Genomic DNA, 12,346 nt, shown 5'->3' with positions numbered 1-12,346 from the left:
CAGCCGAACGGGGATAAATCCCCTCACCACGGGGGTGTGATGACCCCTAATGCCTGCTGGCCCACTACGGTCATCTCCGCCTACACTGCCGATCCCCCAAAGGAGCCTGCCATGCTGATTGTTGCCGACGAAAATATCCCGCTGCTCGATGCCTTCTTCGAAGGTTTCGGTGAAATCCGCCGGGTGCCGGGACGTTCCATTGACCGCGCCACCGTCGAACAGGCCGATGTGCTGCTGGTGCGTTCGGTGACCAACGTTAACCGCGCGTTGCTCGAAGGCAGCAAGGTACGCTTTGTCGGCACCTGCACCATTGGCACGGATCATCTGGATCTGGATTACTTTCAGCAGGCCGGCATCACCTGGTCCAGCGCGCCCGGCTGCAACGCCCGGGGTGTGGTCGACTACGTGCTCGGCAGTCTGCTGACTCTGGCCGAAATCGAAGGCGCCGACCTGACTCAACGCACCTATGGCGTCGTCGGTGCCGGTGAAGTGGGCGGCCGCTTGGTCAAGGTTCTGCAAGGTCTGGGCTGGAACGTGCTGGTTTGCGATCCGCCAAGGCAAGCCGCTGAAGGTGGCGATTACGTCAGCCTTGAAAAGATCATCGAACAGTGCGATGTCATCAGCCTGCACACACCGTTGAAGAAACATGGCGCCCAGTCGACCTGGCATCTGTTCGATAAAAACCGCTTGAACCAGCTCAAGTCCGGCACCTGGCTGATCAATGCCAGTCGTGGCCCGGTGGTAGACAACGCCGCCCTGCGCCAGGTGCTGTTGCAACGCGAAGACCTGCAAGCAGTGCTGGATGTCTGGGAAGGTGAGCCTGAGGTCGATGTGGCACTGGCCGAACTCTGCGTGCTGGCGACGCCGCACATTGCCGGGTACAGCCTCGACGGCAGACAACGTGGCACCGCGCAGATTTATCAGGCGTATTGCGATTTTCTCGGGCAAGCGGCCCAGATCAGCTTGAACGATTTGCTGCCCGCACCCTGGCTGTCGCAAGTGACCTTGAACGCTAACAGCGATCCGGCCTGGTCGTTGGCCATGTTGTGCCGTGGCGTGTACGACCCGCGCCGCGACGATGCGGATTTTCGTCGCAGCCTTGTAGGCAATGTGAACGAGCAGCGTGAGGCGTTTGATTCACTGCGCAAGCATTATCCGCTGCGGCGTGAGATTGATGGGTTGTCGGTGCGGATGGATGGGGATTCGCCTGAGTTGCAGAGGATTGTGGCGGCGTTGGGCGCTTCGGCTGTCTGAGGACCGAGTTGGCTCAATCGCGAGCAAGCTCGCTCCCACAGTAGATTTTCAGTGCATACAAACTTTATGTACGACACAGATCAATTGTGGGAGCGAGCTTGCTCCGGGCGGCGTTCCGACGATTGGGGGCGCAGCACCCTCGAAAAACACCCATAAAAAACCCGGCCATCAGAGGCCGGGTCAAGAAGACGGTGGCTATATCACTTTTGTTCGGCAGGCTTGACCAATCGCTTTTCCAGTTCGCGGCAAGCGTCCTGGATCATGCCTTCAGTGATCGGTACTTCGCGCCCATCCTTATCGATAATCGAACAACCCAGAGACTGGTCTGGCTGTGTGCGGATCACTTCAATCTTGTCTTCGCTGCTGTTTTGCAAGGACATGGCCTGTCTCCTCATCAGGTTGTGTGCTTACTATAGAACCGCCAGGTGACCGGGCTGTGACAACTCCCTGCGATCTTTCCAGGGCGGCAACATCAGTCCACCAGAAATAACGCGGTGTTGCCACCCGGACTTTAGACCAATACCGTCTAGGGCCTAGGCTTTGCGGTCATATTTAACCTGACTCATTATGATTTACAGCGTTCAAGCCCATCGACCGGTGTAGGCTTGATCGCGTCAAACCCTACTGGTTGCGCCATCGAATGATCTCCATCCTCTCTTCCCGTCAACGGCGCGCCATGCGCCTGGCCCTGCGTTTCATCGCGCCTTATCGCTGGCCGGCCGTCGGTGCCTTGCTCGCATTGATCGTCACGGCGGGCATCACCTTGTCCATGGGGCAGGGGATTCGCCTGCTGGTGGATCAGGGGTTCATGACCCAGTCGCCGCATTTGCTCAACCAGTCCATCGGCCTGTTTATGTTGCTGGTGGTGGGGCTGGCGATTGGTACCTTCGCGCGTTTTTACCTGGTTTCATGGATCGGCGAACGCGTTGTCGCGGACATCCGTCGTCAGGTGTTCAACCATCTGATTTATCTGCACCCAGGATTCTATGAAGACAACCGCAGCTCCGAGATCCAGTCGCGGTTAACCGCTGACACCACGCTGCTGCAATCGGTGATCGGCTCTTCGCTGTCGCTGTTTTTGCGCAATCTGTTGATGGTGATCGGCGGGATCGTCCTGCTGTTCATCACCAACCCCAAGCTCACCAGCATCGTGGTGGTCGCGTTGCCATTGGTGATCGCGCCGATCCTGATTTTTGGCCGTCGGGTGCGTAGCCTGTCACGCCTGAGCCAGGACCGGATTGCCGATATCGGCAGCTACGTTTCCGAAACCCTGGGCCAGATCAAAACCGTGCAGGCCTACAACCATCAGGTCGAGGACGAGCAGCGCTTTGCCGCAACGGTGGAGGAGGCCTTCAACACTGCTCGCAAGCGGATCTTCCAGCGGGCCTGGCTGATTACCCTGGTGATCGTGCTGGTGCTTGGCGCGGTCGGGGTGATGCTTTGGGTCGGCGGCATGGATGTCATTGCCGGGCGGATTTCCGCGGGCGAGCTGGCGGCGTTTGTGTTTTACAGCCTGATCGTCGGCAGCGCATTCGGCACGTTGAGCGAAGTGATCGGCGAACTGCAACGTGCCGCCGGCGCCGCCGAGCGGATAGCCGAGTTGCTGCGCTCGGAAAACATTATCCAGCCACCGACCACTGGCCTGGTGACCTTGCCCGAACGGGTGAAGGGTGACCTGGTGCTGCAAGACGTGCGCTTTTCCTACCCTTCGCGTCCCGAAAGCTATGCGGTCGATGGTTTGAATCTGACGATCAATGCTGGCGAAACAGTTGCATTGGTAGGCCCCTCCGGTGCCGGCAAGTCTACGGTGTATGACTTGCTGCTGCGCTTTTACGACCCCGCCGAAGGACGCATCCTGCTCGATGGCGTGCCGCTGACTCAACTCGATCCGTTGGACCTGCGCCGCTGCTTCGCCCTGGTCTCGCAATCCCCGGCGCTGTTCTTTGGCAGCATCGAGGAGAACATCCGCTACGGCAACCCGACGGCAACCCTGGCCCAGGTTCAGGAAGCGGCGAAAATCGCTTACGCCCACGACTTCATCGAACAAATGCCCAACGGCTACCAGACCCACCTTGGCGACGGTGGCCTCGGTTTGTCTGGCGGCCAACGTCAACGCCTGGCCATCGCTCGGGCATTGCTGGTGGACGCGCCGATCCTGCTACTGGACGAAGCCACCAGCGCCCTCGACGCCCAGAGTGAACACCTGATCCAGCAAGCCCTGCCGAGCCTGATGAAAAACCGCACCACACTGGTCATCGCCCACCGACTGGCCACGGTGAAAAACGCTGACCGGATCGCGGTGATGGACCAAGGGAAACTGGTGGCGGTGGGGACGCATCAGGAGTTGATCGCGAGCAACGCGCTGTATGCGCGGTTGGCGGCGTTGCAGTTTAACGATGGACATGAGGCCGCGTGAATGAGTGCTGCTGAATGCTGCCGGGGTCGGACATTATGTCGGCCACAGTTGCGAGCCTGGAAAAGGATATGAGCCGTTATCAACCACCGTTGACCCTGACCACCAGAATGTTGGCGTTGGTCGCCGAGATCAGTGAGCAGATCGGTCAGCTTTCGGCTGTGGATGATCCTCGGCAGACGCCTCAACTCCGTCGCAGCAATCGGATTCGTACGATTCAGGCTTCTCTAGCGATTGAGAACAACACCCTGAGCATCGAACAGGTGACGGCTGTTCTATTATGCGGCATTGTCGGCGGCCAATCAGTTGGCTGAGGCGACGCCTTTTGTCGAGTTCATGCTGCAAGCATTGAGTCTCGCGCTTGAGGAAGCGGCCCTTAGTGAGTCAGTAACCGACCCAGTAACCGACCTGGTAAGCGACCCAGTAGGGAAATTGCTTTCAGCGCTCCATGTTAACGGCCCGCTTAGAATCAGCGCCTTGATGACCGAGGTCGGTCTGGCTCACAAGGCGACCTTTCGGGCTAACTACCTCAGGCCCGCATTGGCTGCCGATTTGATTGAAATGACCAATCCCGAGTCGCCAAGCAGCCCAGCTCAAAAATATCGTCTGACCCTGTATGGCAAACGGATTGCCGCACGGCTCAAGTCGGCGTAGACGTTCTGGACGCGAATAAAAAATGCCCGCATCAATTGATGCGGGCATTTTTGTCAGTGCTTCAACGCAGGCTCATTGATCGTCAAAGTAGCGCTCATGCCAATCCACCAGCGGTTGCGGTGAGTTGAGCTTCTGGCCGTAGATCACCGAGTACGACAGCACGTTTTGCACGTACTGGCGGGTTTCGTCGAACGGAATGCTTTCCACCCAGACGTCAAAGCTCAGGTGGTCCGCGCCGCGCAGCCACTGACGTACGCGACCCGGGCCGGCGTTATAGGCGGCGGAGGCGAGGACGCGGTTGCCGTTGAACTGGCTGTGGACCTGGCTCAGGTAAGCGGCGCCGAGCTGGATGTTCTTGTCCGGGTCCAGCACTTGCTGCGGCGAGGCCAGTGGAATGCTGAACTTGCGCGCGGTTTCCTTGGCGGTGCCGGGCATCAGTTGCATCAGGCCGCTGGCGCCGACGCCGGAACGGGCGTCGTCCATGAAAGCACTTTCCTGGCGGGTGATGGCGAACACCCAGCTCGAATGCAAGCCACGAACCTTGGCTTCGCGCACCAGAGTTTCGCGGTGGGCCATCGGGAAGCGGATGTCCAGGTCGTCCCAGTACTGCGCCTGACTGATGGTGCGGATCGCCGGGAAATACCATTTCAGGTCGTAGGCCAGTTTCGCTTGGGCGACCATTTCGTCGCGGCTGAAGTGGCGGCTGACGTGGTACCACTCGCGGCGACCATCGACGATCTGTCCGCGAGCGTGAAACTCAAGCGCCCGACGCACGCCCGGTGTATTGCGGACCTTGTTGATCAGCGCCTGGCTCAATACCAAGGGTTTGTTGACCAGCGAATAAGGTGATTGCGAACGATCAGCGGCGAGGAAGCCATAGAAGTCTCGCTCACGAGCCAGGTTCCTGTAGAGCGCTTGCGCTTCCGGGTTCTGCGGCTGCGCCAGTTCCAGGCTTCGGGCCTGCCAGTAGCGCCAGCGGTTGGTGGTCGCCAGGTCTTGCGGCAAGCGGCGAGTCAACTGATAGGCATCGTCCCAGCGGGCCAGGCGCAGCAGCAAACGCAGGCGCCATTCGGACACGGTGTTGTCGCGAAGCTCCGGATCGTACTTGGTCATCACGTCCAGCGCGCGAGGGTCGAAGCGGCGGGCGAGGGTCAAGCCGATTTCACGGGCGATGGCCACTTTCTCATCTCGGGAGAAGTGCATGCTGCTGGCATAACCGTCGAGCAGCTCCATGGCCTTGTCCGGGTCTTGCTTGGCCAAGCGGCGCAGGCCGAGGCTGACGATGTCAGACATCGGTTCATCGGCCGGGGTGAAGCGCGACGGCTGGTTGAGCAGTTCGGGTTTCTGCGCCACATCAATCAGCAAACGACCACGAGGGGCGAGGGTGGTCAGGCCATTGACCAGGCTGTTGGCCAGCGGATAGTTGCGCGCCTGGGCGGCAAGTTTGGTGCGCTCCCAGCGTTTTTGCTCGGTCAACTGGCCTTCGGCAGCCCATTGCCCGAACAGCGCATCGCACGCGGCGGGTTGGGATTTGCCGGTCAGCCAGAGTTTATTGGCGTTGGCGTAGCCTTCGGCTTTCTGGTTATGCCCGATCTGATACTGCGCGTTCAGGCAGTCCAGTTCGGTGAAATTGAGCTTGGGGTCGTAGTACTTGACGAAGGTCGCCCAGTCGCCGCGTTCGGCCAGCCAACGCAACCAGCGCAACTTCATCCAGTTGGCCTGGGGCAGGTCACCGTGCTCGGCGAGGAATTTCTCGATTTCGACATTGCTCGCGGTTTTAAGGCGAGCGGTCAGTTCGTCATACGCCAGGTACGGCTCCAGCGGGTAATCGCTGAGGGCTTGGCTGTAACGGAAATAAGGACCGGTATCCCCTTTGGCGAGGGCGCGCTTGGCTTCATCGTAATACTGACGCTGGGTGGACAGGTCCACCGCCTGGGCTGTTTGAACGACAGTGGCAGAAAAAAGAAAACAGGATAAAAGACTGAAAAGGCGACTGCGCATGAGACATCCGGGCAGAGAAATCATGACAAGTGCGGGCATGGCCTGCACTGAATTGTCTGTAGCTTAGCCTTTTGCCAGCAGCGGGCGAAAGCTTTGCCGGCCTGTCAGCATCAGTTCGCAACATTTGTCATGCAGAGTGTCGCGAAGGTGAAATTGCCGGCCTTCTGAAGCCTCAAGTCAGGTAGAATGCGCGCCCGGTTTTTGGAGAAGCTCATGACCCTGCTCAAATTCAGCGATGTGTCCCTTGCTTTCGGCGCTATGCCGTTGTTGGACAAGGTGTCCTGGCAGATCGCCCGTGGTGAGCGGGTGTGCATCATCGGCCGCAATGGCACTGGCAAGTCCAGCATGATGAAGCTCGTCAAGGGCGACCAGAAGCCTGATGACGGCTCCGTTTGGCGCGCACCTGGCCTCAAGATTGGCGAATTGCCGCAAGAATTGCCGGTAGCCGACGAGCGGACCGTGTTCGACGTGGTGGCCGAAGGCCTGGACGGTGTCGGCGAGCTGCTCGCGCAGTATCACCACCTCAGCCAGAACATCGTCACCGACGCCGACCTGGACAAACTGATGCACGTCCAGCACGACCTCGAAGCCCGCGATGGCTGGCGTTTGCAGCAACTGGTCGACAGCACCTTGAGCCGTCTGCAGTTGCCGGCCGACAAGACCCTCGCCGAGTTATCCGGCGGCTGGCGTCGTCGCGTCCTGCTGGCTCAGGCTCTGGTTTCCGAACCCGATCTGTTGCTGCTCGACGAACCCACCAACCACCTGGATATTGGTGCAATTGCCTGGCTCGAAGAAGCGCTGAAGGATTTCCAGGGCGCCGTGCTGTTCATCACGCACGACCGTTCATTCCTGCAGAACCTCGCGACCCGCATCCTGGAACTGGATCGCGGCGGCCTGATCGACTGGAACGGCGACTACGCCAGTTTCCTCGTGCACAAAGAAGCCTCGCTGGCCGCTGAAGAAACCGCCAACGCGCTGTTCGATAAAAAGCTGGCCCAGGAAGAAGTCTGGATCCGTCAGGGCATCAAGGCGCGCCGCACCCGTAACGAAGGTCGTGTCCGCGCACTGAAAGCCTTGCGCGTCGAGCGCAGCGAACGTCGCGAGCGCACCGGCAAGGCCAACATTCAGCTGGACACCGCTGACAAATCCGGCAAGCAGGTGATGGTCCTCGAGAACGTGAGCTTCGCTCACCCGGGTGGCCCGTTCCTGATCAAGGATTTCTCGATGGTCCTGACGCGCGGCGACCGTATTGGTCTGCTGGGCGCCAACGGTACCGGCAAAACCACACTGCTGAAGCTGATGCTAAGCGGTCTGCAGCCAACCAGCGGCACGGTGGAAGAGGGGACGCGCATCGACGTGGCCTACTTCGACCAGTTGCGCCATCAGCTGGACCTGGAAAAGACCGTAATCGACAACGTCGCAGAAGGTCGCGACTTCATCGATATCGATGGTCAGAGCCGTCACGTGCTGAGCTACCTCGGCGACTTCCTGTTCAGCCCGCAGCGTGCCCGCACGCCGGTGAAGGCGCTGTCAGGTGGTGAACGTGCGCGTCTGTTGCTGGCGAAACTGTTCAGCAAACCGGCGAACCTGCTGGTCCTCGACGAACCGACCAACGACCTCGACGTCGAAACCCTCGAGTTGCTGGAAGAGGTCTTGCTGACCTTCAACGGCACCGTGCTGATGGTCAGTCACGACCGGGCATTCCTCGACAACGTGGTCACCAGCACCCTGGTCTTCGAAGGTGAAGGCAAGGTTCGCGAATACGTCGGTGGTTATCAGGACTGGCTGCGTCAGGGCGGCTCGCCGCGCCTGCTGGGCGTGACCGAGAGCAAGTCCGGCAAAGCCGACTTGACCTCCGCTGTCGTGACGGCCGAAGCTGCGCCAGTCGCTGCTGTCGTCGAAGCGCCGGTGGCGAAGAAGAAGCTCAGCTACAAATTGCAGCGTGAGCTGGAAATGTTGCCGGGTCAGATCGAAGCCATGGAACAGCAGATCGTTACCGTTGAGGCGCAAATGGCCGATGCCGGTTTCTATCAGCGTCCTGCTGCCGAGACCGCTGCAGTGATCGCTCAGTTGGAGCAGTTGCAGGCTGAGCTCGAAGTAATGGTCGAGCGCTGGGCCGAGCTGGATGCCTGATTGATCCTGCTATAAAAAAGCCCGGCGTTCAGTGATGAGCGCCGGGCTTTTCGTATGGAATGCGATTCTTGAGGCTGGACGGGCTCAATGTGGGAGCGAGCTTGCTCCGGGCGGCGATCCGACGATGACGGACTGACAGTCGACAATGATGTTGAATGTTAGATCGCTATCGTCGGATCGCCGCCCGGAGCAAGCTCGCTCCCACAGGGTTGCGAGTATTAGCTTTTGATCAGGCGCACCGCGAGCACATCACAGGGCGCACCATGCAGCACGTCATTGGCAGTCGAGCCCAGCAGCAATGCCAGGCCGTGTCGGCCATGGCTGCCCACCACGATAAGGTCGCAGGTTTGTTCCTTGGCCAGGTGGTGGATCTCCTGGCGTGGCTGGCCGTAGGTCAGGTGGCTGTATTCCTTGGAGAGTTCCGGATACTTCACGATCAGTCGGTCCAGGCGTTCCTTGGCCTGATCGAACTGCTGTTGTTGCAGTTGTGACAGGTCCATGGGGACGTCGCCACCAAAGGCCATGGCCATTGGCTCGACAATGTGCACCAGGGACAATTTCGCCCCGTTGCTCACCGACAGCTCACGGGCGCGGTGGATTACAGGGTCGCACTCTTCGGTTAGATCTACAGCGACCAGAATGTGGTTGTAGGGCATGAGGTGCTCCTCCTGAGGGTTGCAATATTGGTAAGTATGGCTGGTTTCAAGCGCATTGTTTTCAAAGTGACCCACTGCGCTCATCAAGAATCGGGAGTACAGATATGACGGTCTGGATAGTGGTGTCAATCATGTTGGTGGTACTGAGTCCGCTGGCATGGTTGCGGCCGTCGCGCCACCAGAGCGGCCGCATGGCCCTGCGCATGGAAGCGCGACGCATCGGATTGGCGATGCAACTGGCGCCTCAGGAGTGGCCGCACTGGCTGAGTCAGGAGCCACCGAGCCCTTGCGCCCAGTACCATCGACCGCGGCGTGGCAATCGGCCGGCGTGCTGGAGTTACTGGCAAAAAGCGCCGGGTGTGTGGGTCAATCAGTGGCAGGAGGTCTGCGAGGAGCCTGCGTTGCTGATTCATTTCGAAAAGTTGCCAGACAACGTTTACAAGGTCGAAGCAGACAAGCAGATGATCACGTTGTATTGGGGCGAGAAGGGCGAAGCGACGGTTTTGCAGGATATTGATGCGGTGCTGAAAGCGCTGGCATAAATCGCGGAAATTTCGCGCCGCAATGGCGCGAAACGTCCGGCATACAGGCAATAAAAAGCCCGACATCATCATCGGGCTGGAGTTGGCCAGGCAGGCCGGAAATTCTGTGTGGCGCAGATATTACGCTGGGCATTCGCCAAAAGCGTTCATGTTTTTTCCTCACGGTCCCGCCAGCGTAGCTTGTTAAACAAAGGCTGCAGCGAATTAGGGCGACTTTTCTAACTATTGATCCTATGAATGGCCTCACATGCAGCCGCATGTTGCAGGTCTTCGTGTTACGGAAATGACCGGAAAGTCGCGTTTCAACCAGTATTTTGGGCGATTGACAATTGTCGGAAATTCCGTGAAGGTGACGTACCCAAATCAAACGGGCGTATGAATTGAGCGTTTGTATTACAAACCGCTCCTACAGAATCCCGACTATCGCGTTGGCGGGTGTGCCGGGTGGATGGGCGTAGCATTGACGTTAAACGTCCTGCCGAGCCATTCGCCTGCGTCCGACGTGTACTGTTCAGCTTCCATATCGTGGAGATCAGTTGATGATTTACGAAGGTAAAGCCATCACGGTTAAGGCTCTTGAAAGTGGCATCGTCGAATTGAAATTCGACCTCAAGGGTGAGTCCGTCAACAAGTTCAACCGTCTAACCCTGAACGAACTGCGTCAGGCCGTAGACACCATCAAGGCAGATGCTTCGATCAAGGGTGTGATCGTCAGCAGTGGCAAGGACGTGTTCATCGTCGGCGCCGACATCACCGAATTTGTCGAGAACTTCAAGCTGCCTGATGCAGAGCTTGTTGCTGGCAACCTGGAAGCCAACAAGATTTTCAGCGATTTCGAAGACCTCAACGTCCCGACTGTCGCCGCGATCAACGGTATCGCCCTGGGTGGCGGTCTGGAAATGTGCCTGGCGGCGGACTACCGCGTCATGTCCACCAAGGCCAAGATCGGTCTGCCGGAAGTGAAGCTGGGCATCTACCCGGGCTTCGGCGGTACCGTGCGCCTGCCGCGCATCATCGGTGCCGACAACGCCATCGAATGGATTGCCGCCGGCAAGGAAAACCGCGCTGAAGACGCGCTGAAAGTCGGCGCAGTCGACGCAGTGGTTGCCCCTGAGAAACTGCAGGAAGCTGCTCTGGAGCTGATCAAGCGCGCCATCTCCGGCGAGTTCGACTACAAGGCCAAGCGTCAGCCGAAGCTCGAAAAGCTCAAGCTCAACGCCATCGAACAAATGATGTCGTTCGAAACCGCCAAGGGTTTCGTGGCCGGTCAAGCGGGCCCGAACTACCCGGCACCGGTCGAAGCGATCAAAACCATCCAGAAAGCCGCGAACTTCGGTCGCGACAAGGCGCTGGAAGTCGAAGCCAACGGTTTCGTCAAACTGGCCAAGACCTCTGCCGCGCAGAGCTTGATCGGTCTGTTCCTGAACGATCAAGAGCTGAAGAAAAAGGCCAAGGCCTACGACGAAATCGCCAAGGACGTGAAGCAGGCTGCCGTATTGGGCGCTGGCATCATGGGTGGCGGTATCGCTTATCAGTCGGCCTCCAAAGGTACGCCGATCCTGATGAAAGACATCAACGAGCACGGCATCGAGCAAGGTCTGGCCGAAGCTGCCAAATTGCTGGTGGGCCGCGTTGATAAAGGTCGCATGACCCCGGCGAAAATGGCCGAAGTGCTCAATGGCATTCGTCCGACCCTGTCCTACGGTGATTTCGGTCACGTCGACCTGGTCGTCGAAGCCGTTGTCGAGAATCCGAAGGTCAAGCAAGCCGTTCTGGCCGAAGTAGAAGGCAAGGTCAAAGAGGACACCATCCTCGCGTCCAACACCTCGACCATTTCCATCACCTTGCTGGCCAAAGCCCTCAAGCGTCCGGAAAACTTCGTCGGCATGCACTTCTTCAACCCGGTGCACATGATGCCGCTGGTTGAAGTGATCCGTGGCGAGAAGTCCAGCGAAGTGGCCGTTGCCACCACCGTTGCCTACGCCAAGAAAATGGGCAAGAACCCGATCGTCGTCAACGACTGCCCGGGCTTCCTGGTCAACCGCGTGCTGTTCCCGTACTTCGGCGGTTTCGCCAAGCTGGTCAGCGCCGGCGTGGACTTCGTCCGCATCGACAAGGTCATGGAAAAATTCGGCTGGCCGATGGGCCCGGCATACCTGATGGACGTGGTCGGCATCGACACCGGTCACCATGGTCGTGACGTTATGGCTGAAGGCTTCCCGGACCGCATGAAAGACGATCGCCGTTCGGCCGTCGACGTGCTCTACGAAGCCAAGCGCCTGGGCCAGAAGAACGGCAAGGGTTTCTACGCCTACGAGACCGACAAGCGCGGCAAGCAGAAGAAAGTCGCTGATCCGTCGGTACTGGAAGTGCTCAAGCCGATCGTTTTCGAACAACGCGAAGTCACTGACGAAGACATCATCAACTGGATGATGGTCCCGCTGTGCCTGGAAACCGTGCGTTGCCTGGAAGACGGCATTGTCGAAACCGCTGCCGAAGCCGACATGGGTCTGGTCTACGGTATTGGTTTCCCTCCATTCCGTGGCGGTGCGCTGCGCTACATCGATTCGATCGGTGTTGCAGAGTTCGTTGCCCTGGCTGACCAGTACGCTGATTTGGGCGCGCTGTACCACCCGACCGCAAAACTGCGTGAAATGGCCAAAACCGGCCAGCGGTTCTTCGGTTAAGCGCCC

Annotated in this window: 8 protein-coding genes and 1 pseudogene; 6 read left to right on the top strand and 3 right to left on the bottom strand. The window is 58.9% G+C overall.

All coding sequences use genetic code 11. The features are described 5' to 3' along the window. The first annotated feature begins 111 nt into the window (after window positions 1-111). Entirely contained in the window at window positions 112-1,254 is a 1,143-nt protein-coding gene (gene pdxB, locus VD17_RS19860) for a 4-phosphoerythronate dehydrogenase PdxB (RefSeq protein WP_046055284.1), read from the top strand. 200 nt (window positions 1,255-1,454) lie between these two features. Here the strand turns inward: pdxB and VD17_RS19855 are convergent, their stop codons facing one another. After that, window positions 1,455-1,634 carry a PA1571 family protein gene (locus VD17_RS19855; protein WP_033061931.1) on the bottom strand — a complete coding sequence of 60 codons (180 nt, stop codon included), beginning with the start codon at window positions 1,632-1,634 and terminating at the stop codon, window positions 1,455-1,457. Between the two features lie 260 nt (window positions 1,635-1,894). Here VD17_RS19855 and VD17_RS19850 point away from each other — a divergent pair, with 260 nt between their 5' ends. Both VD17_RS19850 and VD17_RS31735 read left to right on the top strand, forming a co-directional pair. Then, on the top strand, window positions 1,895-3,670 hold the full coding sequence (locus VD17_RS19850; protein ID WP_185753190.1) for an ABC transporter transmembrane domain-containing protein: 1,776 nt from the start codon (window positions 1,895-1,897) through the stop codon (window positions 3,668-3,670). A 68-nt stretch (window positions 3,671-3,738) separates the two neighbouring features. Beyond that, window positions 3,739-4,321, top strand: a pseudogene (locus tag VD17_RS31735) (Fic family protein). Between the two features lie 72 nt (window positions 4,322-4,393). On the opposite strand, the gene VD17_RS19840 reads toward VD17_RS31735, so the two are convergent. After that, window positions 4,394-6,322, bottom strand: coding sequence for a transglycosylase SLT domain-containing protein (locus tag VD17_RS19840; RefSeq protein ID WP_046055283.1), 1,929 nt, complete (start codon window positions 6,320-6,322; stop codon window positions 4,394-4,396). Window positions 6,323-6,535: 213 nt separating this feature from the next. Between VD17_RS19840 and VD17_RS19835 the strand changes: the two genes are divergently transcribed. Continuing rightward, a complete protein-coding gene (locus VD17_RS19835) occupies window positions 6,536-8,455 on the top strand; it encodes an ATP-binding cassette domain-containing protein (protein ID WP_046055282.1) in 1,920 nt (639 codons plus the stop codon). 218 nt (window positions 8,456-8,673) lie between these two features. Here the strand turns inward: VD17_RS19835 and VD17_RS19830 are convergent, their stop codons facing one another. Next, complete coding sequence (locus tag VD17_RS19830) at window positions 8,674-9,111, bottom strand: universal stress protein (protein WP_008151425.1); 438 nt, start codon at window positions 9,109-9,111, stop codon at window positions 8,674-8,676. Window positions 9,112-9,215: 104 nt separating this feature from the next. Here VD17_RS19830 and VD17_RS19825 point away from each other — a divergent pair, with 104 nt between their 5' ends. Both VD17_RS19825 and fadB read left to right on the top strand, forming a co-directional pair. Then, window positions 9,216-9,653, top strand: coding sequence for a hypothetical protein (locus VD17_RS19825; RefSeq protein ID WP_033061927.1), 438 nt, complete (start codon window positions 9,216-9,218; stop codon window positions 9,651-9,653). A 539-nt stretch (window positions 9,654-10,192) separates the two neighbouring features. Beyond that, on the top strand, window positions 10,193-12,340 hold the full coding sequence (fadB, locus tag VD17_RS19820; protein ID WP_046055281.1) for a fatty acid oxidation complex subunit alpha FadB: 2,148 nt from the start codon (window positions 10,193-10,195) through the stop codon (window positions 12,338-12,340). The last annotated feature ends 6 nt before the right edge of the window (window positions 12,341-12,346 follow it).

The organism is Pseudomonas fluorescens, from assembly GCF_000968015.1.
GTDB lineage: Bacteria > Pseudomonadota > Gammaproteobacteria > Pseudomonadales > Pseudomonadaceae > Aquipseudomonas > Aquipseudomonas fluorescens_W.
The sequence above is the reverse complement of the archived record's forward strand: the minus strand, read 5'-3'. Positions and strand labels throughout refer to the sequence as shown.

Bases quoted from the DNA above. Each gene is read 5' to 3' on its own strand.
- VD17_RS19840 (WP_046055283.1), bottom strand. From the start codon at position 6,322: ATGCGCAGTCGCCTTTTCAGTCTTTTATCCTGTTTTCTTTTTTCTGCC.
- VD17_RS19835 (WP_046055282.1), top strand. From the start codon at position 6,536: ATGACCCTGCTCAAATTCAGCGATGTGTCCCTTGCTTTCGGCGCTATG.
- VD17_RS19850 (WP_185753190.1), top strand. From the start codon at position 1,895: ATGATCTCCATCCTCTCTTCCCGTCAACGGCGCGCCATGCGCCTGGCC.
- pdxB (WP_046055284.1), top strand. From the start codon at position 112: ATGCTGATTGTTGCCGACGAAAATATCCCGCTGCTCGATGCCTTCTTC.
- VD17_RS19855 (WP_033061931.1), bottom strand. From the start codon at position 1,634: ATGTCCTTGCAAAACAGCAGCGAAGACAAGATTGAAGTGATCCGCACA.
- fadB (WP_046055281.1), top strand. From the start codon at position 10,193: ATGATTTACGAAGGTAAAGCCATCACGGTTAAGGCTCTTGAAAGTGGC.
- VD17_RS19830 (WP_008151425.1), bottom strand. From the start codon at position 9,111: ATGCCCTACAACCACATTCTGGTCGCTGTAGATCTAACCGAAGAGTGC.
- VD17_RS19825 (WP_033061927.1), top strand. From the start codon at position 9,216: ATGACGGTCTGGATAGTGGTGTCAATCATGTTGGTGGTACTGAGTCCG.